At 55.5% G+C, this 26,155-nt stretch carries 27 protein-coding genes and 2 tRNA genes; 13 read left to right on the forward strand and 16 right to left on the reverse strand.

Going from position 1 to position 26,155, the window contains the following annotated elements; translation table 11 throughout:
- Positions 1–68: 68 nt before the first annotated feature.
- From pgi to OZX72_RS07795, 5 genes are all read right to left on the reverse strand, one after another.
- Complete coding sequence (gene pgi, locus OZX72_RS07775) at positions 69–1,763, reverse strand: glucose-6-phosphate isomerase (RefSeq protein WP_277158133.1); 1,695 nt, start codon at positions 1,761–1,763, stop codon at positions 69–71.
- A gap of 305 nt (positions 1,764–2,068) precedes the next feature.
- Positions 2,069–2,410: a hypothetical protein gene (locus tag OZX72_RS07780; protein WP_277158134.1), complete on the reverse strand. Its 342-nt coding sequence runs from the start codon at positions 2,408–2,410 to the stop codon at positions 2,069–2,071.
- Positions 2,394–2,693 carry a hypothetical protein gene (locus tag OZX72_RS07785; RefSeq protein WP_277158135.1) on the reverse strand — a complete coding sequence of 100 codons (300 nt, stop codon included), beginning with the start codon at positions 2,691–2,693 and terminating at the stop codon, positions 2,394–2,396. Before OZX72_RS07785 ends, OZX72_RS07780 begins: the two co-directional genes overlap by 17 nt.
- Positions 2,694–2,957: 264 nt before the next feature.
- Positions 2,958–4,319 (reverse strand): acyltransferase family protein, encoded by a 1,362-nt coding sequence (locus tag OZX72_RS07790; protein WP_277158136.1) that lies wholly within the window; start codon positions 4,317–4,319, stop codon positions 2,958–2,960.
- Positions 4,306–5,598 carry a sugar phosphate nucleotidyltransferase gene (locus tag OZX72_RS07795; RefSeq protein ID WP_277159413.1) on the reverse strand — a complete coding sequence of 431 codons (1,293 nt, stop codon included), beginning with the start codon at positions 5,596–5,598 and terminating at the stop codon, positions 4,306–4,308. The genes OZX72_RS07790 and OZX72_RS07795 overlap by 14 nt, the downstream gene beginning before the upstream one ends.
- Before the next feature lie 280 nt (positions 5,599–5,878).
- Here OZX72_RS07795 and OZX72_RS07800 point away from each other — a divergent pair.
- A tRNA-Thr gene (locus tag OZX72_RS07800) sits at positions 5,879–5,951 on the forward strand.
- Between the two features lie 60 nt (positions 5,952–6,011).
- Here OZX72_RS07800 and OZX72_RS07805 read toward each other — a convergent pair.
- Positions 6,012–6,773, reverse strand: a complete 762-nt coding sequence (locus tag OZX72_RS07805) for a LysR family transcriptional regulator (protein ID WP_277158137.1) — start codon at positions 6,771–6,773, stop codon at positions 6,012–6,014.
- A gap of 285 nt (positions 6,774–7,058) precedes the next feature.
- On the opposite strand from OZX72_RS07805, the gene gap reads away from it, so the two are divergent.
- Positions 7,059–8,075 carry a type I glyceraldehyde-3-phosphate dehydrogenase gene (gap, locus tag OZX72_RS07810; RefSeq protein WP_277158138.1) on the forward strand — a complete coding sequence of 339 codons (1,017 nt, stop codon included), beginning with the start codon at positions 7,059–7,061 and terminating at the stop codon, positions 8,073–8,075.
- A gap of 236 nt (positions 8,076–8,311) precedes the next feature.
- Here the strand turns inward: gap and OZX72_RS07815 are convergent, their stop codons facing one another.
- The 3 genes from OZX72_RS07815 to OZX72_RS07825 form a co-directional block, all read right to left on the reverse strand.
- A complete protein-coding gene (locus OZX72_RS07815) occupies positions 8,312–8,650 on the reverse strand; it encodes a carboxymuconolactone decarboxylase family protein (protein ID WP_277158139.1) in 339 nt (112 codons plus the stop codon).
- 231 nt (positions 8,651–8,881) lie between these two features.
- Positions 8,882–10,387, reverse strand: coding sequence for an MDR family MFS transporter (locus OZX72_RS07820; RefSeq protein ID WP_277158140.1), 1,506 nt, complete (start codon positions 10,385–10,387; stop codon positions 8,882–8,884).
- A 155-nt stretch (positions 10,388–10,542) separates the two neighbouring features.
- Positions 10,543–11,034, reverse strand: a complete 492-nt coding sequence (locus OZX72_RS07825) for a MarR family winged helix-turn-helix transcriptional regulator (protein ID WP_277158141.1) — start codon at positions 11,032–11,034, stop codon at positions 10,543–10,545.
- Positions 11,035–11,269: 235 nt separating this feature from the next.
- On the opposite strand from OZX72_RS07825, the gene OZX72_RS07830 reads away from it, so the two are divergent.
- From OZX72_RS07830 to OZX72_RS07840, 3 genes are all read left to right on the forward strand, one after another.
- Positions 11,270–11,752 (forward strand): MerR family transcriptional regulator, encoded by a 483-nt coding sequence (locus tag OZX72_RS07830; protein WP_277158142.1) that lies wholly within the window; start codon positions 11,270–11,272, stop codon positions 11,750–11,752.
- Positions 11,753–11,812: 60 nt separating this feature from the next.
- Complete coding sequence (locus OZX72_RS07835; protein WP_277158143.1) at positions 11,813–12,832, forward strand: aldo/keto reductase; 1,020 nt, start codon at positions 11,813–11,815, stop codon at positions 12,830–12,832.
- A gap of 255 nt (positions 12,833–13,087) precedes the next feature.
- Positions 13,088–14,155: a 2,3-butanediol dehydrogenase gene (locus OZX72_RS07840; RefSeq protein WP_277158144.1), complete on the forward strand. Its 1,068-nt coding sequence runs from the start codon at positions 13,088–13,090 to the stop codon at positions 14,153–14,155.
- Between the two features lie 241 nt (positions 14,156–14,396).
- Here OZX72_RS07840 and OZX72_RS07845 read toward each other — a convergent pair whose 3' ends face one another.
- From OZX72_RS07845 to OZX72_RS07855, 3 genes are all read right to left on the reverse strand, one after another.
- A complete protein-coding gene (locus OZX72_RS07845) occupies positions 14,397–14,819 on the reverse strand; it encodes a flavodoxin (RefSeq protein WP_277158145.1) in 423 nt (140 codons plus the stop codon).
- A gap of 334 nt (positions 14,820–15,153) precedes the next feature.
- Positions 15,154–15,234: transfer RNA gene (locus tag OZX72_RS07850), tRNA-Leu, on the reverse strand.
- Positions 15,235–15,384: 150 nt separating this feature from the next.
- On the reverse strand, positions 15,385–16,005 hold the full coding sequence (locus tag OZX72_RS07855) for a GNAT family N-acetyltransferase (protein WP_277158146.1): 621 nt from the start codon (positions 16,003–16,005) through the stop codon (positions 15,385–15,387).
- A 323-nt stretch (positions 16,006–16,328) separates the two neighbouring features.
- On the opposite strand from OZX72_RS07855, the gene OZX72_RS07860 reads away from it, so the two are divergent.
- Complete coding sequence (locus tag OZX72_RS07860) at positions 16,329–17,330, forward strand: AEC family transporter (RefSeq protein ID WP_277158147.1); 1,002 nt, start codon at positions 16,329–16,331, stop codon at positions 17,328–17,330.
- 279 nt (positions 17,331–17,609) lie between these two features.
- On the opposite strand, the gene OZX72_RS07865 is transcribed toward OZX72_RS07860, so the two are convergent.
- The 3 genes from OZX72_RS07865 to OZX72_RS07875 all read right to left on the reverse strand — a co-directional run bounded on the left by OZX72_RS07865 (position 17,610) and on the right by OZX72_RS07875 (position 20,245).
- A complete protein-coding gene (locus OZX72_RS07865) occupies positions 17,610–18,284 on the reverse strand; it encodes a non-canonical purine NTP pyrophosphatase (protein ID WP_277158148.1) in 675 nt (224 codons plus the stop codon).
- A gap of 229 nt (positions 18,285–18,513) precedes the next feature.
- Positions 18,514–19,278 carry a ribonuclease PH gene (gene rph / locus OZX72_RS07870; RefSeq protein ID WP_277158149.1) on the reverse strand — a complete coding sequence of 255 codons (765 nt, stop codon included), beginning with the start codon at positions 19,276–19,278 and terminating at the stop codon, positions 18,514–18,516.
- 328 nt (positions 19,279–19,606) lie between these two features.
- The gene (locus OZX72_RS07875; protein ID WP_277158150.1) at positions 19,607–20,245 is read right to left on the reverse strand and encodes a Pr6Pr family membrane protein; all 639 of its coding nucleotides are present in this window, start codon (positions 20,243–20,245) and stop codon (positions 19,607–19,609) included.
- A gap of 12 nt (positions 20,246–20,257) precedes the next feature.
- On the opposite strand from OZX72_RS07875, the gene OZX72_RS07880 reads away from it, so the two are divergent.
- Both OZX72_RS07880 and OZX72_RS07885 read left to right on the forward strand, forming a co-directional pair.
- Positions 20,258–20,470 carry a hypothetical protein gene (locus OZX72_RS07880; protein ID WP_277158151.1) on the forward strand — a complete coding sequence of 71 codons (213 nt, stop codon included), beginning with the start codon at positions 20,258–20,260 and terminating at the stop codon, positions 20,468–20,470.
- Between the two features lie 26 nt (positions 20,471–20,496).
- A complete protein-coding gene (locus OZX72_RS07885) occupies positions 20,497–21,819 on the forward strand; it encodes a nicotinate phosphoribosyltransferase (RefSeq protein WP_277158152.1) in 1,323 nt (440 codons plus the stop codon).
- A gap of 143 nt (positions 21,820–21,962) precedes the next feature.
- Here OZX72_RS07885 and OZX72_RS07890 read toward each other — a convergent pair whose 3' ends face one another.
- On the reverse strand, positions 21,963–22,298 hold the full coding sequence (locus OZX72_RS07890; protein WP_277158153.1) for a DUF3039 domain-containing protein: 336 nt from the start codon (positions 22,296–22,298) through the stop codon (positions 21,963–21,965).
- A 267-nt stretch (positions 22,299–22,565) separates the two neighbouring features.
- Here OZX72_RS07890 and coaD point away from each other — a divergent pair, with 267 nt between their 5' ends.
- The 5 genes from coaD (at position 22,566) to rnc (ending at position 25,958) form a co-directional block, all read left to right on the forward strand.
- Positions 22,566–23,060, forward strand: a complete 495-nt coding sequence (coaD, locus tag OZX72_RS07895) for a pantetheine-phosphate adenylyltransferase (RefSeq protein WP_277158154.1) — start codon at positions 22,566–22,568, stop codon at positions 23,058–23,060.
- Positions 23,060–23,971 (forward strand): cell division protein, encoded by a 912-nt coding sequence (locus tag OZX72_RS07900; RefSeq protein WP_277158155.1) that lies wholly within the window; start codon positions 23,060–23,062, stop codon positions 23,969–23,971. The genes coaD and OZX72_RS07900 overlap by 1 nt, the downstream gene beginning before the upstream one ends.
- Before the next feature lie 63 nt (positions 23,972–24,034).
- Positions 24,035–24,658, forward strand: a complete 624-nt coding sequence (locus OZX72_RS07905; RefSeq protein WP_277158156.1) for a DUF177 domain-containing protein — start codon at positions 24,035–24,037, stop codon at positions 24,656–24,658.
- A 72-nt stretch (positions 24,659–24,730) separates the two neighbouring features.
- A complete protein-coding gene (gene rpmF, locus OZX72_RS07910) occupies positions 24,731–24,925 on the forward strand; it encodes a 50S ribosomal protein L32 (protein ID WP_277142447.1) in 195 nt (64 codons plus the stop codon).
- Positions 24,926–25,217: 292 nt separating this feature from the next.
- A complete protein-coding gene (gene rnc, locus OZX72_RS07915; RefSeq protein WP_277159414.1) occupies positions 25,218–25,958 on the forward strand; it encodes a ribonuclease III in 741 nt (246 codons plus the stop codon).
- The last annotated feature ends 197 nt before the right edge of the window (positions 25,959–26,155 follow it).

Here is a 26,155-nt window from a genome sequence, read left to right on the forward strand (position 1 = left end):
CTTGGCGATGGGTGCCCATTTCAGCGGTTAGTGGCGGCTAGTCCGCAACCAGCAACCTTGCGGCTCGCTTACTTACGATGCGCGCGGTAGAAGCGGATGAGGCTCTGCGTGGAAGCGTCCTGCTGCGCCAGAGCGTTGTCATCCTGCGAGATCGCCGGGGTGATCTGGCGGGCGAGCTGCTTGCCGAGCTCGACGCCCCACTGGTCGAAGGAATCGATGCCCCAGACAGTGCCCTCGGTGAAGGTGATGTGCTCGTAGAGCGCAATGAGCTCACCGAGCGAGAACGGGGTCAGCGCGTCGCCGAAGATCGAGGTGGTCGGGCGGTTGCCGGAGAAGACACGGGCCGGGACGATGGCCTCGGGCGTGCCCTCGGCGCGAACCTCATCGGCGGTCTTGCCGAACGCGAGCGCCTTGGTCTGTGCCAGGTAGTTGCCGAGGAAGAGCTCGTGCACGTCCTGGTCGCCGTCCTTGGCCGGGTTCGGAGTGTTGGCGAAGGCGATGAAATCAGCCGGGATGAGCTGCGTACCCTGATGGATCAGCTGGTAGAACGCGTGCTGGCCGTTGGTGCCGGGCTCGCCCCAGAAGACCTCGCCGGTGTCGGTGGTCACCGGGGTGCCGTCCCAGCGCACGGACTTGCCGTTGGACTCCATGGTGAGCTGCTGCAGATAGGCCGGGAAGCGGTGCAGATACTGGTCGTAAGGCAGCACGGCGTGGGTCGCGGCCTTGAAGAAGTTGCGATACCAGACGTTGAGCATGCCCATCATCACGATGACGTTCTTCTCAAGCGGGGTGTTGGCGAAGTACTCGTCCATCTCGTGGAAGCCGGCAAGGAACTCCTCGAAGCGCTTCGGCCCGAAGACTACGGCCAGCGAGGTGCCGACCGCGGAATCGACGGAATAACGGCCGCCAACCCAGTTCCAGAAGCCGAAGGCATTCTGCGGATCGATGCCGAATTCCTCGACGCCCTTGAGATTGGTGGAGACGGCGACGAAGTGCTTGCGGATAGCCTCGGCGCGCTTGGCGTCGGAGCCGTCGATGGCACCGGAAGCCTTGAGGCTGTTCAAGAGCCAGGTGCGTGCCTCACGCGCGTTAGTCAGGGTCTCGAGGGTGGTGAAGGTCTTGGAGACGATGATGAACATCGTGGTCTCGGGGTCGAGGTCCTTCGTCTTCTCGGTGATATCGTTGGGGTCGATGTTGGAGACGTAACGGGCGGAGATGCCAGCGTCAGCATACGGCTTCAGAGCCTCATAGACCATGACGGGACCCAGGTCGGAACCACCGATGCCGATGTTGACGACGGTCTTAATCTTTTTGCCGGTAACTCCGCGCCATTCGCCGCTGCGCACCTTGTCGGCGAACGCGTAAATCTTGTCGAGCGTGGTGTGCACGTCCTTGACCACGTCCTGGCCGTCGACGATGAGCTTGCCTTCGTCGGACTTCGGGCGGCGCAACGCGGTGTGCAGCACGGCGCGGTCTTCAGTGTTGTTGATGTGAACGCCCTCATACATGGCCTTGCGACGATCCTCAAGATGCACGGCCTTGGCGAGATTGGCGAAAAGCTTGAGCGTTTCAGGCTGGATAAGGTTCTTGGAAAGGTCGAAGTGCAAGTCGCCGGCGTCAAAGCTCAGTTCCTCAACACGGTTGGGCTCCTCGGCGAACCACTTCTTGAGATCGATGCCCTCGCTCTTCAATTCGTCGAAATGCTTTTGCAGCGCTGCCCATTCCGGGGTCTTCGTGGCGTCGATAGGAGGATTGATGGCCATAATTCTTAAGGTCCTTTCATCACGTGCCGCGGGGGTTTCGTGGCCTCGTCTGTCTTTTCCTCAAGGCACTGTTCCCGCCGCTTGCTACGCATACCAATTTACTCACAAAAGCGGACACAACAGCACAAAAAGCGTCGCGCGAGTCAACGTTGACATAGCATGATATTTGATATCAAACCGGCGCAATTCGAACGATTTTAGAGTCTTTGAATTAACGTCAAAAGGAAAGAGAACGTTCACATCTCGAAGCGTTTGCAACATTACATCATTTATAATGCTTAGGTTCTGCTCTACAACATGCAGGTTCAACGCGAGGTAACGGCTTCCTTCGATTCAGCCTTGGATTTCGCCGCAGCAGCTTCTTCAGCCTTGATGATGGCATCCATCTTGATTTCGGCCTCGGTCTCGCTCATCCCTGTTGCCTCTTTGAGCTTATCGATGCGATCGCGAAACGCAATAGCACAATCTAACGCTTTCTGCTCCTCCGCAGTGAAATCACGAATCTTGATCCATGGCCCCCATCCACCATCATCAATACCTTCCTCGGCCTCGTACGTCCACCTGTCAAGCGTTTCCTGCGTAATGCCAAGACTCTCGCAGAGTTCCTTGTCTTCCATTGCCGCACGTTCTTTATCGTCCATTTCCATATCGACCTCCTTTCAATAGGCCCAGTTCTTTCAGTATAGCTTTCGTCGGCGGCGTCTTCGCATGAAAGATTTCCCAATGTCCATCTTGACTTTTTGAAAAAACTAATTCCAACAATCTTCCTTCGCCATCGACGCCGATGGCAGACCAACGGCCAGACGCATTATTCCGAGGCTTAAATTCCACTAACGCATGCCAAGCAGACCTGACATCCTCATCGCTGATATTAGAATGACGTCGGTGAATCCTCGGATGGATTATCGGCTCTTCGTTGATTTCGTTCATGTATCCATTGAACATAAAATCGCTCAATTTCCGAGGCAAAACAGGGTGCTGTGGTCGGATGATAGGGGTTATCCACATTTGAGGCGTGTCGCAAGGCCGGACGCTGAATCATTAACAAATCCATACACATTTGGGGCAACATGCAGTCAACTTTTATACATTGCTACGCCTAAGACAAAAGTTCGGAAAACTTCTCCACACTTTTATGCGCAATCATGGCTTGGCACAGAATAAATATCCACAATCACAATAATTTTATTCCGGCTATGCCAGCTTGATCAAGCGCAACAGGGGCTGACGAACGAAACGGTCGACGAGACAGACTACAAGCACGAAAGCAAGCGAGAAGACGAGCTCGACCAGGAACCAATCGATGAGCCACCCCGCGCAAGCAGACATGCCGCCGGCCGCAAAGGCGCTAACAATATGAGAAATAACGGGGGCGGCGAAATGGTTCTGCACGGCTATCCACGCATAATACGTCAGCGCCTGCACGATGTAGAAGCCCAGAATGCCGGAAGCGAGCGCCTCGACAGCACGGCGGCAGAAGGCTAGCGCACCTTCCCAGAACGTTCTTTTTGCACTACCATCACGACTCGGCATGCCTTCATCCGGCTTTCGAACTTGTGCACCGGGGCAGGCGGCGCACATCAACGAGCAAACCGCAAGCAAGAACGAAATCGCCGAAGTCGACTTAAATGAAAGCACGGTCAGGAAGCCGTAATGGCCACCAAACGCGGCGAAAACGACAACACAACCGACGACAGCAACCAAAGCGATCAATGCGGCGGCCCAGAAACGGCGGGTCAGCCAAAGCGGCAAGTCATTACGAGCAGAGGAATTTCGTTCACCGTACCGACGCTTCCATGCACAGCCCAGAGCACCCGCGCAAATATAGGAGGCAAAATAGGTGACAGCGCTCATCTGCTTGCGCCAGTCCAGAACGCTCAGCGAATTGAAAAAATTGCGTCCGCTTACGGCTATGTAGGCATTGAGGCCATAAACCACTACGAGCACGATCATCCACAGCGCCACGCACCATTTTTTGCGGCAACGCTCGATGCACCAGGCAATGAATGGCGCAAGTAATACGAACAAGACATAAAGCCAGACGAATTCGAGGCTCAGCACGACTTCGCGCAGGCCGCCGACGGCTTGAATCGGCACCACCCAGCGGTTGACCACCACCAATATCACAACGTAGAACGCCACTGCCGCAAGGACTTTCGCGATGCGAAGCACAGATGGTTTCCATTCGTCACGTGCAAACCCCTTACGATGCGAGCGTTCGGCCAAGCGCGGGACGAGGAAAAACGCCGAAATCATGAAAAAGATGTGGTTGCCCCACGCTCCCAAGAACATGAGCATCGAAATCAGCCACACCGCCAGCGGGGTCGACGAGACGATGGCGATGAACGTAGGGGACGTGCCGGATTGGATGGCTGCCGAGAGCGCGTGCGGTCCCGCGACCGCGATCTGCTCGAAAGTCAACAAAAACGTATGGAATACGGCGATACCAACGATGGCCAAGAGACGCAACAGCTCGACGGCGAAAATACGGGAACGGCGACGTATCGGACGCCCTGGATGACTCAGCACAAATGCGGAAACACTAGAGGATGTCATCACGGCCTTCGCGGTCGAGGTAAGCGACCAGATCCTTGACCTCTTGGCTGCGGGCGCGCGGGGCGATGAGCAGAGCGTCGGGAGTGTCGGCGACGACCATATCGTTGACTCCAAGCAGGGCTACGGTACGGTCAGAAAGCGGCATCACCACGTCGCCAGCGCTGTCGACGCTCACTACCTTGTCGCTATCACCCAAAATCTTGATATTGCGAGCGCCGGTGCTGGGCAGGAGCGCCGCCACAGAGTTGAAGTCGCCGATATCGTCCCAGCCGAAATCGCCGGGAACCATCGCCACACCGCCGGCCACGCTCAGCGGTTCGGCCACCGCGTAATCGAACGCAATCTTCTCGATGCCCGGCCAGTAGGTCGCCATCGCCTCATCGATTGCGTCGTTGTCAGTCTCAGAATCATCGTCGGCATCGGCCTTGGTTCCCTTATCGGCGCTGGCATCCGCAGTGCCGTCCAAAGTCTCCTGACCGACGTACTGCGCCGCCGCGATTTCGGCGTTTCCAGCAGTGTCGGCACCTTCGTCTTGATCCACACTCATATACGCATCAGCGATATGCGATATGGCATCATACATTTCCGGCTTGTGTTCGCGCAGATGATTGAGCAAAACGTCCGCACGCATCACGAACATGCCAGCGTTCCAACGATATTCGCCGGTAGAAAGGTAGGCCTGAGCCGTCGCCGAATCGGGCTTTTCCACGAAACGTTCCACCAAACACGCGCTGGGTGCCCCCGGGATTTCGTTGCCCAACGACCGGCCTTGATGGATGTAGCCAAAAGCCGTGGACGGCCGCGAAGCTGCAATGCCGATGGTTGTGACGTATCCGGCGCGCGCCGCCGCCACCGCCTGACGGACCGCATCGGCGAACGAATCCTTGCCACGGATAACATGGTCAGCTGCAAACGACCCTACGACGATATGTTTACCGTGACGTCGCGCCAAAATGGCTGTTGCCAGCGCAATGGCCGCCGTCGAATCCCGCGGAACGGGTTCTGCGAAAATGCTGGATTCCTTGAGTTCCGGCAGTTGCGCCTCAACCGCCGCGACGTGCCGCCAGCCGGTACTTACGACGATGCGTTCCGGCCCGGCTAGCCTCGCCAACCGGTCAAACGTCGACTGAATCAGCGTCCGACCGCTGCCCATCAAATCGTAGAGGAATTTCGGTCTAGCTCCCCGGCTCAACGGCCAGAGCCTCGAACCAGTGCCCCCAGCTGGGATGATGGCGTAAAAATCCTCGAAACCTTTGCGTGACGTCGATACGTCCGGCATTGTATTTTCCAAGTTACCCATCCCTTTTCGCGCAATTTCCAGCCTGTTTGCTCCTTATAATATTGTCGCGCAGCCCGTTGTCATTAGCACTGCCTTTCTTCCTGGCAAACAAGACAGCAGATTCAGATTCCTGCGATTTCGCCATTTTACCGGCCCAACCGCAACATAAAGCCAGCACCGTCCGGCGAGACACGTCCGAACGCCGCGCCCGTGGACAAAACGGAAATCATCCAGTAGTATTATTGTTTTGTGCGCGAGTGGTGCATACCGCCCGGGCATTGCCGCTTTAGCTCAGTTGGTAGAGCGTCTCACTCGTAATGAGAAGGTCGACAGTTCGATTCTGTCAAGCGGCTCTTTAGTTTCAAGTCAAGCGACACCAATTCCAACTTCGGTTTAATCCAGATTTCCAATAATCACTCCACTTCGCTGTATACGCGATAGGGCAGGCGGATCGGTTCCGCACTGATTTTGCGCAACTTGCGCTGCGTGGTGAGATACGACGGCAGCAGCGCGATGCCCTTGCCCTGCTCAACCATGGTGACGATGGTCTCAAGCGAATCGACCTCCATCAGACGGCGCGAATTGCGCGTAGCCATATGGTCGCGCAACGAACGTTTGCGGAAGGCACATTCCTTGTCGTGATTGATCAGAAGCGGCACACGGCCAACCGGAATACCTTCGACCATGTCCTCGGATGCGAGGTAAGCAGCTTCCAGCACATTGGTACTCATCAACCGGTAATTATCCAGTTCGTCTAAGTCTACGAAGGCCACCACCGACTTATACTGGTGCCGTCGCGCTTCAGGAACGATTTCGCTTTGACGGCGGACGACGATGGTGCCGTAGCTTTCAGGATGAAACGACGGCATGTTAGTCATCATATAGTGCAGCAAGGTTTCGGTAATCAGCAAATCACCCGGAGCTCCGGCCGCCTCGCGTTTCACGTCATCAAGCTCGGCGGTGATGCGCAGCGATGCGCGATAAAGTCGCTTGCCGATCTTCGTGGGCTCCACACCTTTCGCGCTGCGCTCCACCAACGTCGTATGGAACTCATGCTCAAGCGACTTGAGCCGTGCACTAATATTCGATTGCGCATAGCCGAGTGCCTTTGCGGCCTTGTTGAGCGAACCGGTTTCGATAATGGCCTCGAAAATCTCCAAATCGTTGAGATTCATCGCACTCCCCCTATTTGCACCAGCGATGACCATAGCACCGTTGTCGCTATGGATTGACTTTCATCAAGTCAACTAGGATAATCAACTTATAGTATCTGCTGTACTGATATGCTATTAGCAAATACAAAATAAAGTACCCTTTAAACACAATAGTTATGGTTACTCATAATTTACAAAACTTATCATATTTAGTGATATCTATATCTATTTCAGATACTATGCAGGACTGACTCGAAGTCGTATCTTGAAGCTGTTAGAAAACGAAAGACAAGGCAAGGAGCCATTATGACAGTGAAGATTGGTATTAACGGATTCGGCCGTATCGGCCGGCTCACGTTCCGTAGGCTTTTCGAACTGGAAAGCGACGAGGTCGAAGTCGTCGCCATCAACGACCTGACCGACCCGGCCATGCTCGCCTATCTGCTGCAGCACGACAGCGTGCAGGGGCGCTTCCCGGCCGAAGTCTCCAGCGACGAGACCGGCATCATCGTGGACGGCAAACATTACACTGTCTACGCCGAACGCGACGCCGCGAATATTCCGTGGGTCGCCAACGATGGCGTCGAGCTCGTGGTGGAATCCACCGGTTTCTACACCAGTACCGAAAAATCCTCGGCGCACTTGCGGGCCGGCGTCAACAAGGTGCTCGTTTCGGCACCGGCCGGCGACATGCCGACTGTCGTCTACGGCGTCAACCAGGACGTCCTGACCGCCGACGACCGCATCATCTCCCCCGGATCCTGCACCACGCAATCCGTCGCACTTCTGGCCAAGCCGATGAACGACCACTACGGCATCCGCGCGGGCTCGATGACCACGATTCACGCCTACACCGCCTCGCAGAGCCTGACCGACGGTCCGAAGAGCAAGAACGCACGCAACAACCGCGCCGCCGCCGAGAACGTCATTCCGCATTCCACCGGCGCCGCCAAAGCCATCGGTCTGGTCGTCCCGGAGCTCGACGGAAAGCTTAAAGGGCAGGCGCGCCGAGTTCCAGTTCGTTCCGGTTCGCTGACGGAACTTTCGCTGGTGCTCGAGAAGGCGCCAACGGCTGAGGAAATCAATGCGATGTTCCGCGAGGTTACGCACGACAATGATTCCTTCGGCTACGACGACAGCGGTCTGGTTTCCTCTGACATGATCGGCGATACCCACGGCGCCATCTTCGACCCGACTTTGACCGAGGTCGTCAATCTGGGAGAGGGCAACGGCGAGCTGGTGAAGATCAATGCATGGTACGACAACGAATACGGCTTCACCTGCAACATGGTACGTACGTTACTGTACTTCGTGAGGCTATAAAGCTCTCGGAAGTCAACGCTTAAGTGTCGGGATGGATTGTCAGCATCTTTATGTCAATAAAGCCCGGTAATTAACGGCCAAGTATCAGTATGAATCCTGCCGCATTTTGCGGCGTAAATCTAATTAGGAACTTATCTAATCTCACATTCGAAAAATCGGTGCCACGACTTAATTTGCCGTGACACCGATTTTTATATCAATGAGTTAATTGTAACGAACCTTTAAAGATACAAACGTTATTTTTCGGCCGTTTCGTCGTCGGACCATACCTTTTTGGCGCGATTGAAGGCGGACCAGGCTTTAGGCCATCCCACATAGAAGGCGAGATGCGTGATTTCGGCGGCAATCTCGTCCTTGGTGATGCCGTTGGCCTTGCCGATGTTGAAATGCGCGTCCATCTGCTCGGTGGCACCCATCGCGATGATTGCGGCGATGGTTATCATCGAGCGGTCGTGCGGCGAAAGCTCGTCCTCGCGGCTCCACACCTCGCCAAAGAGTACGTCGTCGTTTAGATGCGCGAACTGTGGCGCAAACTCACCAAGCTGCTCGTGTCCCGCTGTCTGTTTCTTAGCCATAATCAGTTCCTTTCAGCTGTCGTCTATTACGATATCGTCGTCGACACCAAGCCTAAAGACTTCAAGCACTTGAAGTCAAAACAATGCTCTTCAGCACCGTAAAGCCGTGAACCCGTGAGAAAAGCACCAAAATCGACCCAAAATAGTGCTTTTCACCTCAGTTGAACCACAAACCAGTGAGAAAAGCACCAAAACGAGGCTGAAATGGTGCTTTTCTCACTGGGTTCGCGCTCACTTACTTTCGGCGGCGATGGCCTCGCGCTCGGTAGTAGCGTTCGGAAGGAAGAACGAGGCGACCAAGCCAATGACGGCGAAGATGACCATGAGGATAAAGCCCCAGTTGTAGCCGATGGCCTGCGCTGCGGCTTTACCGGCGGAAGCTTGAGAAGTCGCGGCAAGCGAGATGACGAGCATCGCGAGCGCAGTGCCCAGCGAGCCGCCGACCTGACGGACCGTGGACGAAGCGGCGTTGGCGTGGGCGGTGAGGCGGGCGGAGCTCAGGTTGATGCCTGCGGTGAACGTGGTCATCATCGTGAAGGAGATGCCGACCATGCGCAGGGCATAGCACAGGCCAATCAAGTACAGACTGGTCTTGGCGCTGAACCAGAGCATCGGCACCGAGCCGATCAGGAGCATCAGGAAACCGAAGAGCGAGAGTTTCTTGATGCCGAGCTTGTCGTAGAGCGTGCCGGAAATCGGGTTGCAGATTACCATGACGAGCGCACCTGGCATCATCACCAAACCGCTGGTGAGCGCGGATTCGCCGCGCGTGGTCTGCAGGTAAAGCGGAAGCACCAGTTCGATGCCGACCATGGCGATATTGCTGATGGTGCTCAACAGGGTGCAGAGGTTAAAGCGGGCGTTGCCGAAAACGTGGATGTCGAGCAGCGGCTTGGTAAGCTTGAGCTGGCGGACGCAGAAGAGCGCCATAATGACCACGCCGACGATGAACAGCACCGCAAGCATCACCGTAATTCGGCCAGTGTTGCCGACTTCGGACAGCGCATAGAGGATGAGGCCGAAGCCGAAAATGGACTCGGCGAAGGAGATGACGTCAGTCGTGCTGTGGTGCGGCGAGGTGAGGTTGCGCACCAGCGGCACGGCGAGAATCGCAGTGATGGCGCTGGCGATGGCAAGGATGATGAAGAGCATCTTCCAGCTGGAGACCTTGAGGATGAGGCCGGAAATGGTGGGGCCGACCGCCGGACCGAAGCCGATGACCAAGCCGGTGATGCCCATGGCCATGCCGCGCTTCTCGGGCGGGAACATCATCAGAATGACGTTCTGGATGAACGGCATCAGCCCGCCAGCGGCAATGGCCTCGATGATACGGCCTGCGAGCAGCACCCAGAAGTTCGGCGCGAAGATGCAGACGATTGAGCCGACGAAGAAGACGGCCATCAACGTCACGAACGTGGTGCGCAGATTAAAGGATTCGAACACCCATGCGGACATCGGAATCATCAGACCGACCACCAGCAGATAGGCGGTTGTGAGCCATTGCGCCGTGGCTTGGCTGACGGAAAACGCATTCATAATAGTCGGCAGCGCGTTGTTCAGAAACGTCTCAGCCATTAGCGCCGTAAACGAGCCGAGCAACAGCACCGCCATCATCAGCCCGCGCTGCTTCGAAGTGATCGATGTGGTGAAACCGCCGTTCTCCTGCCCCGACTCAGTCTGTGGATCCGAAGCGCTTTGCCGCCCGGTTTTCTGTTTTTCCGATTGTCGGCTGACCATTGATAACCTTCCTTAATTTATAGCAAGCTACAGTTTGAATAAAAAATAAACTTCGTGGGACTTTTCCTGATTACCCGTATCGAATTCCTAACCTTGGTATCCGCCGCGGTTGAATACGTTACGCGCCACTAGGTTTGGTTCGAATTGACTCAATATCACCGTGATGCCCCATCCGAAAAGTTCGCAACGATACGTTTGAGCGCAGCAACCAATTTCTTCTGCTCGGCACCCGTCAAGCCCTCGGTAATCATTGCATTGATTTGCTCCATCACACCATGGATATCGTCAATATGCACGTCCATCAAGCGCCGCCCCTCGGGCGTGAGCTCGAGCAGAATCTGCCGACGGTCACTTTCCAGCTGCGAAGTTTTGATAAGCCCCGCACTCTCGAGCCGTTTGACGATGCCACGAATCGTGGGATGGCTTAGCACAAATCGATCTGCAATCTCGCGCTGCGTGACGGCGTGCCCGTGCGCGTCGTGCAGGTACACCATCAACGTAATCTGCGGTCCGGTGAGACTGTAACCTTCGAACATCGAGGCGACACGGTTGTTGAGTTCCTTCTCAATCAAGGTATTCGCCACCTTGATGAGCGGCCCCAGACTATCGGCGCCAGTCGCGTCGAACTTCGCATCGCTCTTATCCATAGCTTGCTACACTAATCCCATCTTCTGACTTATCTGCGAATGATTTGAAATCATCGCTTACCATGCATTGCGAGATCCGTTTGACAGCACAAGTCCATTATCACCCTGTCAAATCGCTTCATTTTGACTAACGTACGATTGAGATTTAGCCAGATTTAATTCCATATTTTCGTTAAGCGATACCGCTAACCTCCCGTTTTGACTTCAAGTGCTTTAAGTCAATAGAGTGAGGGGCATGAACACTCAGACTTGGCATTCGATTGGCGAGGCGTCGCTTTATTGCGGGCTGCCGGAAAGCACGTTGCGCTATTACGAGGACGTCGGCATCATCGCGCCGATTGCGCGCGACCCGGAAAGCGGCCATCGCGCCTATTCGGACGACGACCTTCAAGCATTGCTGATTATTTCGTGCCTTTCGGCCACCGGCATGCCACTGGCCAAGATGAAGGAATACATGGCCAACCGCAAGCGCGGCCGCGAAGGCGCGCCGACGGAAATCGACTTGCTGCGCGACCAAAAGCGTCGACTCACCGAAGAGCGGCGATTCCTGATGGCGCGCGAGGAATACGTCAATCTGAAAATCCAGTATTGGCAGGCGGTTTCGGATGGCGACGATGCAAAAGCTACCAGTCTGGGAGCCCGCGCCGAGCAGAAGGTCAAGGAGCTCAGCCATTGGCACGATAGCGAAAACACCGATTCAAAAACAGCTATAAACTGACTGAATCTCACTAAATCGACCATCTTCAAGTAATTACCAACTAACAGAAAGCAGCACATCATGGAACGCATCACTTTAGGAGATTCCGAAGTCGAAGTCTCTCCAATGTTCATCGGCGGCATGTCCTTTGGCAAGCCGGACCCGGAACAACACGTCTGGACCATCGACCAGGAAGGCACACAAGCCGTCATCGCGCGGGCGCTCGAGCTCGGCGTCAACGCCATCGACACCGCCAACTGCTACGCACGCGGCACCAGTGAGGAATACATCGGCCAGGCGCTAAAGAACCTACGCGTTCCGCGCGATCAGGTCGTGCTCGCCAGCAAGGTCTATTTTAATGAAGGACATTCCTCCGCGGCCGCTATCAAGCGCGAAATCGAAGGCAGCCTGAAACGTCTGCAGACCGACTATCTTGACCTTTACATCCTGCACCGTTTCGACTACACCACGCCCATGGAAGAAACCATGCAGGAGCTCGACGAACTCGTACGCGCCGGCAAGGTTCGTGCCATCGGAGCCAGCGAGATGTTCGGCTATCAATATCATAATCTGCAGGTCATCGCCGAGGAAAACGGTTGGACGAAACTTTCAACGCTGCAATGCCATTACAACCTGATTTATCGCGAGGACGAACGCGAACTCATCCCGGTGGCCCGCCAGTACAACGCCGTTCCGACGCCGTATAGCCCGTTGGCTTCCGGCCATCTCGCACGCAAGACCTGGGATTCGGAAACGCTGCGCGGCAGAACCGACAAGGTCGAGCACAGCAAGTACGACCGCGACCGCACCATCGACCAACCTATCGTCGACCGCGTCGCCAAACTTGCTGAAAAGCGCGGCGTGAGCATGTCGCAAATCGCATTGGCTTGGCACTGGGCTCACGGTCCATCCGCCCCGATTGTCGGCTGCAGCTCCCCCAAACGCGTTGATCAGGCCGTAGCCGCCCTCGACGTCAAGCTGAGCGAAGACGAGGTCAACTACCTCGAAGAGCCCTATATCGCCCACGAATTGGTGGGCCCATTGGCTCGCCCCGGCGAAAAGCCGCTGGCAGGAACCACGGTTCCGCCGGAAAACAAGTAATTTTATAAAATTAATAAAACATAAGCCTCGCCGCGAATATCGAGTATTTGAAGTATTTGCGACGAGGCTTTTGCGTCAAAGCTCAAATTAACACCAAACTACATTTCGCCAAAATTGATGAAATCAACCGTTCTACACAATGATTGATTCTATTTATGTGAGAAATCAATCATTTTTAGTTACTATTTTCCAATATTTCTAGACAAACGATATTTATAATAGTAGAACCATTTAAGTTGTTGCAAGGAGGCAAATATGAAGGCTGTCCAATACTACGGCAAGGAACATATCCAAATCGACGACATTCCAGAGCCGCAATTGAAGCCCGGCACCATCAAGGTGCGCCCGGCCTATACCGGCATTTGCGGCTCGGATTTGCATATGTATTATAACGGGCCGGAATCCGTGGGCGGCAACATTCCCGGCCATCCGCACCCGATTTCTGGTGAGAGCATTCCGGTCGTCCTCGGCCACGAGTTCTCCGGCACCGTCGAGGAGATCGCCGACGACGTCGACACCGATCTCAAGGTCGGCGACCATGTCTGCATCGAATCCATGATGGCCTGCGGCAAATGCCCCTCTTGCAAGGCCGGACATTACAACACCTGCGACAAGGTCGGCGGCATCGGCATCAACGGCCGCGGCGGCGGCATGAGCGAACATGTAGTGGTCGAGGCGCGCTTCGTGCACGGGGTCGGTGACATTCCGCTCGATCAGGCGGCGCTGCTGGAGCCTTTCACCGTGGCCTATCATGCGGTTCGTCGCAGCGGTGCAAAGGCCGGACAGACCGCAGTCGTCGGCGGGGCCGGTCCTGTCGGACTCATGCTCGGCGCGGTGCTTAAGGCCAAAGGACTGAAAGTCATCATGTCTGAACTTTCCTCGGTCCGCAAGCAGACCGCTAAGGACACGGGCGTTGCCGACGTGGTGGTCGACCCAAGCAAGGAGGATCTGGCCGAACGCGTCAAGGCCGAAACCGGCAGTGCCGGAGCTGACGTCGCCTTTGACGCTTCAGGTGCCGGAGTGGTGGTCCATCAGCTTATCGCGGCCGTCCGCGAAAGCGCCAACGTGATGATCGTCGCCATCCACGTGCGCCCGCTCGAGCTCAACGTGGCCAAGGAACTGACCCGCACCGAGAAGAACATCATGACTTCGCTGGCCTACTGCAACGACCACCCGGATTCGATCAAGCTCGTGCAGGACAAGCACATCGACCTCTCGCCGTTCATCACCGACAAGATCAAGGCCGAGGACTTGGTCGACAAGGGACTGAAGGAACTGCGCGACGATGGCGAGCATCATGTCAAGATCCTCGTCCAGCTCTAAAGAGGCCATGAAGGGGTTATAAAAACTTCTCGGCCTTATAGCCGAGATCACATTGCCAACAAAATCGGGCCACTACCTTTTAATTTGAGGTAGCGGCCCATTTTCTTTTGCTCGGTTATCGATCAAGTTCGTCAACTTATTTAAACGGAATACCGTCACTATCGTTCGCTGCGAAACAACGGCCCATCTTCCGTACAGGTTGCGCTTAACTTGATTGCAGCCTATAAGTTTCTATTAAATCCTATAAACCAAGTTCCTTGACCCACTGCTCCAGAACAGTTTCGCTGACGTCCGGCATGAAACGACGACCCGTCTTCCACGTAGCCTTGGGAGCATAACCGTGCAAATGCTCGCCGTTCGCACCTTCCACGCTTGAGCCGGAGGTGGCGAACGTCACGATGGTCTTGCCTTCGAAATCTTGGCTTTCCAGGAACGTACGTACGATTTGAGGCGCGACGCCGAACCAAAGCGGATAGCCCACGAACACCACGTCATAGGCGCCGGCATCGATAGGAGCCGCCATCTGCGGACGCGCATCAGCGGCATGCTCCACATTCACACGGCTTTTCTCATCCTCGTAATCAAGCTCAGAGCCGACATACGGCTTTGCCGGTTTGATCTCTTTGAGATCGGCGTTGGCGACTTTCGCCAATTTCTGTGCCACTGCGCGCGTGTTCCCGGTAATAGAAAAATACGTTATCAAAACTTTGTCAGCCATGAAGTTCCCTTTCTCTGATAATCATTGACCATCCGTAAATCAATAACATCAAGAAACAGTCTAAACCGTGTCGAGCAAATAATGTAATCAATATCACATTTTTCTGTCGCGTTATGACAAAGCAGGATTTGACAGTAACTATGTTGAGTTCATGTTGCCATTATTCAAGTGGATTTAACATGATTTACATCGAACTCAGCAACGGTACCAAATATTCGAAACATCAGTCAGGAGTATACCTGAGTTCACTTTCAACTGGAATTCGGACACTGCCTAAAAGTGCGCGCAAAGGGACTCGAACCCTCACGACAAAGTCACAGGAACCTAAATCCTGCGCGTCTACCAATTCCGCCATGCGCGCGTAACGAGATTCAATTTACCAGACGTCCCGCACAATGCTACCTAGGAAATACAGAGCAAGTTGCGTAGAAAATCAACGACGGGCCCAAAGGCTTGATTTAGCTCATAAATTCGCCCACTCCGATACGGCTGCTGTTGCAGTCTGGGTTCGTCACGCCTCGCGTGCCATGAGGTAGTCGGTCTGTTTGTCGTCACCCTGCCAGAACGCGTGCTGACCAACGCGTACGAAACCCTTGCCAGCATAAAAACGCTTGGCAGGTTCATTGTGCTCCCACACGCCAAGCCAGACCTTATGCAGGTTGCGTTCGCGCGCCGTATCCAATGCCAGATTCATCAGTTGCGTACCCAAACCGCAGCCCTTAAACGCTTTCTGGATATAAAGCCGCTGAACCTCCATCGCGCCCGGCCCCATATCCTCAATCTGTGCGTCGCCGAAATTCAGTTTCATATAACCTGCGGGAATTTCGTTAGAGTCGGCAGAACCGACACTGGCATTGTCAACTTGGTCATCTTGCGTTTCCGCTTCAACCGACGCATCCGACGGCATCGAAATGATGAAAAACATTGAATTGGGATCCGCAAGTTCTCCGCGCAGAATCGGCTCCGCATAAGTCTCTGCAAGATATTTTTGCATATCCTCGTCCGAGCTCGTTCCGTCAAAGGTATCGACGTACGTCTCCACGCTCAGCCGATGCAGCATTCCCGCATCGTCAACATCACACTTCCTAATCGTTCCGGAAATCCGCGAATCTCGTTTTGCCAAATTTGCCATTCGTCCAATCACCCCTTTCGATCTTCCCATATCCTATGATGCCCGTTGACTTTGCAAACGACACGGACCAGACCGACCATAAGCCAAGAAACGTTGCGATTCCAACGAATTCAACATATGCATTCTTTCTATCGAAATTTCGTAATACTTATACCCGCCTCCGTTCACGCACCTATCTGGAATATCCGCAGCATTGAAGTTTACGAAGCAAGGCCACGCTTCGGCACTTTGGCGCCCGTCGGCAGTACTGAAGTCTATGATATTTCAGGATATGCAATCGTTCGGCAATATCGCCACGCACGAAAAAGGGAGAGAAAAGGTCCATGTCAGCACTCATTCAACCGGCGACGCTGCTGCTCATTATTCTGCTGGGATATCTTTTCAAGCGGACCGGCATTCTGGGGCCAAAAGACTATCGCGTGGTGCAGGTGCTCGAATTCGATATCGTTTTGCCGGGCGCCATCATCTATTCCTTTGCCACTAATCCGCACCAGCTCAACCTTTTGCTGCTTTCCTGCTTCTCGTTTTTCGCTGCCTTGATTCCGCCGCTGCTGATTTTCGTGGCCACACGCCATCGCCCCGTCGCCGATCGCGCGTTTTTGATGCTCAACGGCAGCGGGTTCAACGTCGGCTGCTTCTGCTTCCCGATGGTCCAAGCGTTTCTCGGGCCTGCGGCACTGGTTCCCGCCGCGATGTTCGATATCGGCAATGACATCATGGTCGCGGCTGGTACGAACGTCATGACGCAAAATCTTCTGCACATCGCCCCCGGCAAAACGCTGGCCGAGCAGAACGCCGGTGACGCGCCGACATTGCCACGCATCAAAGCGACCGACCACGACGCCCGCCGACTTCAACGTCGCGCGTTGATTCGCAACATCGTCAAGGGCTTCGTCACCTCGCCTGCGTTCGACACCTATATCTTGATGCTGATATTGATGATTTTCAACTTCCACTTCCCCACGTGGATCGCACAAGTCTCGCAGCCGTTCTCGGCAGCGAACGCATTCTGTTCAATGGTCATGGTCGGCATGCTGACCGATCTGCCCGGTTCCAAACGCGACCTCAAGTTCGTCGGCGAGGTGATGGCCTGGCGCTTGCCCTGCGCGATTATCTTCGCTTTGCTGGCTTGGTATATCCTGCCGTTCAATCCGCTGATCCGCGAGACCGTAGTGATGTGCTGTCTCGCCCCCACGGCCATTTTCTCGACGATGTTCACCGATAAGGTGCTCGGCAACGCCAAACTCGCCGGCTTCATCCTCTGCCTCACCGCTGTGGTGGGCACGATGTTGATGACTGGCGCCCACTTCCTCATTCACATGTGAAGACGTTGCCACCGACTCGGCAGCTCAGTGTCCCAAACCAGTGAGAAAAGCACCAAATCAGGCCCGAAAAAGTGCTTTTCGCCTCAGTAAAATCACTAATCCGAGAGAAAAGCACTAAAAACGGGCCAAAAAGGTGCTTTTCAGCGCAGTAAGACGCCAACTCAGTGGGAAAAGCACCAAATCAGGGCCGGAATAGTGCTTTTCTCACTGGTTTGGTGTTTCGCAATGAGGAAAAGCAGATTTTCTGACCGGACGTTTGCGGGCTTATCTTGTCGCTACTCAGCCGATAAGCGCTTTGATCGCGGGAGCGAGAGCCACGAAGGCCTTGTGACGATGGGAAATCGAGTTCTTTTCCTCAGCGGTCATTTCAGCACTGGTGAGTTTTTCGCCGTCGTCGTTTAAACGGCCGGGCTGATCATTCGGTACGAAGATGGAATCGTAACCGAAGCCGTTTTCACCACGCGGCTCACGAATGACCGTGCCACGCATCTCGCCAAGCTTGACAGTTTCCTCGGCCTTCGGCGTCGTCCCGTTCGAACGTTCCTCGCCGCAATGCTTCGGTACCACAAGCGCCGCCGCACAATTGAAACGTGCGCCGCGTTTGCCATCGGGAATGTCCTCAAGCTGCGCGAGCAGCAAGGCATTATTGGCCTTGTCATGGCCGTGGGCACCGGCCCAACGCGCCGAGAGGATGCCAGGGGCGGCACCGAGCACGTCGACAATCAGACCGCTGTCGTCGGCGAGGGCCGGCAGACCGGTTCGTTTCGCCACATCCCGCGCCTTGATCAGCGCGTTCTCTTCAAACGTCACACCGTCCTCCACAGGATCGGGCAGGTTCATCGACCCGGCCGACACCAGCTCGACGTGCCGTGCGGCCTCACCCAGCTCAGTCTCGATGATTTTGCGAATCTCCGGCAGCTTGCCCTCGTTATGTGTGGCGACGACGATCTTCATAGCGTTTCCTTTTCTCAACCGTTATCTATCCCCCTCATACTATCCGTCGCCATGCAACCATTCGGCACATAATCGGAGACAGGCGCGGAGAACATCACCATCAATCGTCCCGTTGCCTGCGAAGACTTGCATATCAGTCAATTCCCGAATACGCAAGATGCGATGCCCGATTGCATAGGCATCGCATCTTCAACATATTTCTCAAGCCCGTAGAAACCGCGAGACCAGCTCAGTCCTTGGCGAGCGCCTCGTTCTGCGCGCGCTGAAGCTCCTTGTTGCCCTTTTCGGCCAGCTCGAGCAGCACATTGAGCTCGTCGCGGGTGAAGGGACGGTGCTCGGCAGTGCCCTGAATCTCAATGAACTTGCCGGAACCGGTCATGGCAACATTCATGTCGGTCATGGCTTGGCTGTCCTCGATATACGGTAGGTCAAGCATCGGCGTGCCGTTGATAATACCGACAGAAACCGCGGAAATCTGGTCCTTAATGGCCTTCTGTGCGGAGCGGATGTGCTTGTGCTTCTCAGCCCAGTGCAAAGCGTCGACCAACGCGACGTAAGCGCCGGTAACGGAAGCGGTGCGAGTACCGCCGTCAGCCTGCAGCACGTCGCAATCCATCTGAATCTGGTTCTCACCCAGCGCCTTCATATCGATGACACCGCGCAGGCAGCGGCCGACCAAACGGCTGATTTCCTGTGTACGTCCGCCGACTTTGCCCTTCACGGATTCGCGCGGCGTGCGCTCGGAGGTGGCGCGCGGCAGCATCGCGTATTCCGCGGTGACCCAGCCGAGCCCGGAATCTTTGCGCCAACGGGGCACACTAGGAGCGAAGGTCGCCGTGCACATCACGCGGGTGTTGCCACATTCGATGAGCACTGAACCTTCCGGAGCGTCGGTGAAATGACGGGTGATTTTGACGGGCCGTAGCTCGTCGACGGCACGTCCATCAGGGCGCACTACAGTATCGGTATTCAATAAATCCTTAATTTGAGCCATATCGCCAACCTACCATCAACCGGTCACGTCGACCGTAAAACTTGGCCACTTGCATGGCAACGGTGCCATCAAACAGACAATCCTGCCTCACCTTTTCAGCAGTGTTCAGCATCACTGTAGCCATATGCAACATAAATGCAAACGTGTCAAATGCGACATTCCCCGCAGTCCCCACACTTTTATGCGGGAAAAAGCGCATTTAAAGTTTTTATTTAGGACTTTTCCCGCACAAATGTGTGCAGAGTGCGGGAAATAGCGCATTTAGGATCTGAACTCATGCGCTTTCTCAAATTAAAACAGCGCGGGAGGCCAGAACGCACGCAACCATTCAGCTGCGCACACTACCGATCAGCGGCTTCTTCGGCAGGACACGGTCGATGAGGAAGATGATGAGTCCCATGATGGCGAAGGCGATGATGCACATGGTGATGTTAATCCACATCTGGTTCCAGCCGATCTTGCTGACATCGATGAATCCGTAAGGATACGGGTCGCCGGCGGTCTCGGGGCCGGAATGCGGCCAGAGGTGCGCACGGATAAGCACGAACGCCAGATAGAACGGGAAGTAAATGAGCCAGGTGAGCACATAGTGCCACTTGAAACGGCGATGCTCATCGAAGAGGATGAAATCGATGACCGCCATAATCGGCACCACCCTGTGCAAAATCACGTTGGTGACGATACCGAACACGTACTTCACAGTGGCCGGGTCAACGGGCGGCAACAGCGTGGCCGCCACCACGCCGGTGACCACGATGTAGAGGGTGAGCACGCCCTTGAGCCAAGCGGGCGGCTGCTTGCCGTCAATCAGGCAGGCGACGCCGGCCCAGAGCATCACCAAGCCAAGCACAAAATTGGTCTGGTAAGTGAAGAAGACCCAGTAGTTCGGCGTGGTCCAGGCCACGCTCGTCCACGTCAGGCACAGGAAGGCAATGACAAGACGGTAGATTCCAACAAAATATTTCATACAATCAAGTCTATGGGCAGCGTACGAAAACGATTCGATTCGCTGACATTTTTCATGAATTCAATGCCGAAATGTCTACTTATAGTCATTATTACTATTAATCGCCGTATCGGGTTAGAATCGAAGCGAAAAGCAACGCGTCCGGGAATCCGGCAACGCAAATCTCGCGCCCAAACCGGCAACATCGGCCAAGCCGATAACGTCGAAAACACAACGGGCACGTGAAGAGGCACACCTCAGGGAGGCATGTGATGCTGGATTATTCACCGGCTTTGATGACCGATATGTACGAGTACACGATGCTGGACGCGGCGCTCAAAGACGGCACCGCGAACCGCAAGTGCGTTTTCGAGGTGTTCACACGACACCTTCCGCTCGGCCGCCGTTACGGCGTGGTCGCCGGTTCCGGACGCATTCTCGACGCGCTCGAGCGTTTCCACTTGAACGATGACGACCTCAAATTTCTCTCCGACCGCAAGATCGTAAGCCCCGAGACCATCAAATGGCTCGAAAACTTCAAGTTCACCGGTTCGATCAAGGGCTATCGCGAGGGCGAGATGTTCTTCCCGGACTCCCCGATTCTCGAGGTCGAAGGTACGTTCGGCGAGTGCACATTGCTCGAAACGCTGCTGCTTTCGATTCTGAACTATGATTCCGCCGTGGCTTCCGCCGCCTCGCGCATGGTCAGCGCCGCCAAGGACCGCCCGTGCATGGATATGGGCGGACGCCGCGCCAACGAATGGGCCGCAGTCGCCGCAGCCCGCGCCGCAGTGGTCGGCGGGTTCCAAGGCACCTCGAACCTGCTCGCCGCCCAGCTTTACGGCCTCAAGGCCATCGGCACCTCGGCCCACTGCTTCACACTCGTCCACGATTCCGAACGCGACGCCTTCGCCTCGCAGGTCGCCGCGATGAGCCCGAACACCACGCTTCTGGTCGACACCTATGACATCGAGGAAGCCATCAAAACCGCCGTCGAGGTGGCCGGCCCCAGCCTCGGCTGCGTGCGCATCGATTCCGGCGATCTCGCCGCCCTAGCCCAGCGTGTGCGCAACCAGCTCGACGCGCTCGGCGCCAAGAACACGAAAATCACCGTGACCAACGACCTCGACGAATACGCCTTGGCTGCGCTGCAGTCCGCACCCGTCGATTCCTATGGCGTCGGCACGATGCTGGTCACCGGTTCCGGCGCCCCGACCTGTGCGATGGTCTACAAGCTCACCGAGCGCGAAGGCGACAACGGCGAGATGGTGCCAGTCGCCAAGCACTCCGAGAACAAGGCCACTGTCCCAGGCCGCAAGCTTTCGTTCCGTTCCTACGAATACGGCTTGGCTGATACCGAGCACGTCATCTCCGGTTCCGAGGAGAAGCTGGCCAAGTTCCAGCCCGAAACCGGTTGGAAGGATCTGATGGTCAACTATGTGAACCACGGCGAAGCCAACAAGCAGTATCAAGGCCACGACGCCATCACCGCCGCACACGATTATCACGCAAAGGCCCTGGCCGAGCTGCCCATCACCGCGCAATCGCTGATGAAGGGCGATCCGTCCATCCCAACCCAGATTGACGTGCTGTAGAAAACAAGACGAGCGCATAATCAAATCAAAGAGGCTGCATATACCATTTATTTCTCGGTATATGCAGTCTCTATTTATTTCCCGGTATATGCAGCCTCTATGAAACGACAATCATACTGTTGTCGCGAAACCCCAAACAAGCTTTACTTGCCGGTCATTTCCTCGTAGATACGCTTGCAATCCGGACAAACCGGATACTGCGAGGGATCATGCTTCGGCACCCAAATCTTGCCGCACAATGCCACCACAGGCCGCCCGGTAAGCTGGGACTCGCGCATGCGGTCGCGCGAAACATAGTGAGCGAAACGGTCGGCGTCGCCGTTGTCGCTGCGTTTGGTCTCTTCATCGGTTTCCGGACGTTCCAAAACCGCCGTCCCGGCCCCGGAATCCGGGTCTTGCGAGGGATTCTCAAATCCGGCCGCATTGCGCCAAACGTCGCGCAGCCCCGCAACATCAAACCTATCGAAAAAGTCAGCCATAACGTCTCCTTGTCCGGCTCTCCGGATCCGGCCATCCGAATCCGACTATCCGGCCATCCAGCTATACATCACACATCGGGATACTGCATATATCATAACGTCGGCGCTTTACCGCAAGTAACGATTCATCCGTCATTCATCTCTCGGCATTACGCCTGATTCGTTCGTTGTTAGTTTGGATGGAAAATCATCCGTCACGAATTCTGGTGCCGCACTACAGACCCAGATAAGGCCCGAAAATCAGCGTCAGGCGTTATTCTTGGAAATATGACTATTGCAGTGTGCCCGGGCTCGTATGATCCAGTCACGGCAGGGCATTTGGACGTTATCGAACGAAGCGCGCGCATTTTTGAAACAGTACATGTCGTCGTGGCCGTAAATTCCGCGAAAACCCCGATGTTTTCGGAGAAGACCCGCGTGGATGTCATCAAGCGGGCGTTGGTAAAAGACGGATATCCGAACGTGATAGTTGCTTCGACCGATGGATTGATCACCGATTATTGCACCAAGGTCGGTGCGTCGGTTATCGTCAAAGGTTTGCGGCAGAACGGCGACTACGAAGCCGAACTCGGGATGGCATTGGTCAATCGCAAACTTTCCGGTGTCGAGACCATGTTCCTGCCTGCGAACCCGATTCTTGAGCATATTTCCAGCACCATCGTCAAAGATGTGGCACGTCACGGAGGCGACGTCACCGGCATGGTGCCCGATTGCGTGGTCGGCATGCTCGCCAAGCAACTTCAGAAAGAAAAGAGTCAGTGATGGCGGAAGACAAAAACCTCAGCGACGAGGAAGACGATACCGTTTCGAAGATCATTCCAGTCGATGACCTTTCACCGAACCGTGATGAGGAAGGCGGAGACCAAGAGGCATCCGAGACTCCCGCTGACGGTGACGAAATCGACCAGACCGACGCAACGAATGATGGCGCCGATGACGAGACCGGTGATACGACTTCCTCGAAAGCCACCAAGCCGCATTTCGCCTCGCCGACAGAGCTCCCGGACCTGCGCGAGCACCACGACGACACACCTGCCGACGATGACGCTACCGACGATTCGGCCGACGCCGAGGCCGTAGATGACGCCGAGAGCAAAAGCCGTGACGAATTCACGACGGTCTACGACATCATCGACCAGATGAGCGCTTCCATCGAGGAGACCAAATCGAGCATTTTCTCGCCTGGCATGGTGCGCCTCGACCGCGACGAGTTCCTCGACCAGCTTGGTCAGTTGAAGTCCATGCTCCCTGTCCAGCTGGAACGCGCGTCCTCGTTGATGCGCGAGGCCGAACGCCGCCTGCAAAACGCCCAAAGCCAAGCCCAGGCCATCGTCACCAAGGCCCAAAGCCAGGCCGCGCAGATCAAGCAGAACGCCGAAGAGCAGGCCCAGATTCTCGCCGGTCAGGAACGCGTGGTTGACATTGCGCAGCAGAAGGCCCGAGTAATCTTGGACGACGCCCAAGCCAAGTCGACCAAGCTTGTGCAAGGCGCCAACGCCTATTGCGCCGACGTGATGAAGTCCTTGAAAGACCAGGTTTCCAACTACGACCGCGACATCCGCAACGGCATCGACGTGATCGACAAACGCCAGCACGAGGCCGCGGCGCAACTTGAAGCAACTCAAGCCGACGCCCTTGCCAGCAAGCAGGCGCCGTCGAAGAAAACCGAATAAGTAAATAGCTGCAGTAACCTTAAACAGCAATAAGCAGCCAGATTCGAAAGACGATAAGAATATATGAGCAGACCTGAAGATTCGCAATGGGCCGTCAGTGTGGGGCAGATTATCTCGCGCCCTGGCCAAAGCAAAACCGTTGACGCCGATTTCCCCGCCCCGAGCGGCATCGGCGACAACGTCATCGGCGTTAAGGAAGGTGCGCCGGTCCAGGTGAGCGGTTCCTTCGACTCCATCGTCGACGGGCTGATTTTCACCGGACGTTTCAACGCCCCGGTCCACGCCGAGTGCGTGCGCTGTCTCACCCCGATCAAGCGTGATTGGAACATGGACGTCACCGCGTTCTTCCCTTACGATTCCACCAAAGCCAGCGTCAATCAAGACATCGGGCACGGCAAGAGCGACGAGGACATCGACATCGTCGCCGGCGAAGACGAGTCGGAAGACACCTACCCGCTGAGTGCGGACTGCAATTTCGCCGACCTCGAGGCGCTTCTGCGCGACACATTGGTCGAGAACCTGCCGCTGCAGCCGCTGTGCAAGCCCGATTGCAAAGGCCTGTGCTCGCAGTGCGGCATCAATCTCAACGACAATCCTGACCATCATCACGACGTGGTCGACAACCGTTTCGCCGCTCTGGCCGGCCTCAAAGCCAAGCTGGAAAAGGAAGAGGAAGCGGGCAAATAGAGCTTGTACCGAGATTGCGTTAGACTTGTCTACGCTTAAGCTCAAATTGTTCGAACGAAATAGAGGAATACCATGGCACTGCCAAAGTACAAGACTTCGCGAGCCAACACGCATTCGCGCCGATCCAACTGGAAGGCCAGCGCGGCCAAGACCGTCGCCTGCCCCAATTGTGGTGCGCCGACCCTGCCGCATATGGCTTGCCCGAGCTGCGGATCCTTCCGCGGCCGCGTCTATCGCGAGGCTATCAGCAAGTCGCTGAGCAAGTGAAACGCTAGCAGATAAAAGCCCTGCCATCGACGGGTGGCGGGGTTTTTGCATCTTTGCTTACGTTTACAGCTATTTTAGAAATAATTTCATTATCCATTACACACCACGCAGATGTGTTACAGGAACCAATCCTGCTCGATTTTGATCAATGAGATTCGTTATCTCGACATTCGTCTTCAAAACGGCTTGGTGCCCGCAATATATTCGTCGGGGTCGTATCGATTAGCAAAGGACTATCGTGACCGATTCACACAACAAAGAAAACAACAAACCAGTCTCTCCGCAGCAAGAACTGCTCAACCGGCTCGGAACCACGCTTTCGCCGGACCTGCTGGTGCAGGCGCTCACCCACCGCTCGTTCTCGCACGAACACGAGGGTGCGCCGAACTACGAACGCTTGGAATTCCTGGGTGACGCGGTGCTTGAATTCGTTTCCACGGAAACGCTCTATCGCGTCCATCCTGATATGAACGAAGGCCAGCTGGCGAAGATGCGGGCGATGGCCGTCTCGGAAAAGGCGCTTTCGCAAATTGCACGCGAAAAGCTTCAGGTAGGACCCTACATTCTGCTCGGTCACGGCGAGGCGGAATCCGGCGGTGCCGAAAAAAGCTCAATTCTCTGCGATATCGTCGAATCGCTGATCGGTGCGACATTCGTGGAGCACGGCATCGACGAAGCCCGAAAAGTCGTGCACCATCTGGTTGACGATGAACTGAAGAAGGTTGCCACCGAAGGCCCTGCGTTGGATTGGAAGACCTCGCTGACCGTCAAGGCGCACGGCATGGGGCTTGAGGACCCGCGTTATCGCATGTCGGTCGGCGGGCCGGAATACGCGCAGGTTTTCACCGCCCGCGCCGTCGTGGGCGAAGACGACGAAGTGCTCGGCGTCGGCACCGGTTCCAGCAAACGCAAGGCCCAGCTTGCCGCGGCCCGCGAAGCCTGGCACGAGCTCGATGACCACCCAAGCAAGCATCAGGCGAAGAAGCACCATCATCGCAATGATTCCGGCGCGGATTCATCCAACGCAGCCTGAGAATCTTCCTTCTCCTCTTCTCCTGCGTCCACTTCTGAATACTCGGGTATATCAATATCCTCCATCTTGTGAATAATCATTTGCCAATACCGTCAACGCCAGCCTGGCCAATGAAACAGAGCGACGATTCGTCGGGTGGAAGCAATTATTATCGACCACAAACCATCCATTCATAAAACCTCTATATCCTAATTCCC

Source organism: Bifidobacterium sp. ESL0769, assembly GCF_029395495.1.
GTDB lineage: Bacteria > Actinomycetota > Actinomycetes > Actinomycetales > Bifidobacteriaceae > Bifidobacterium.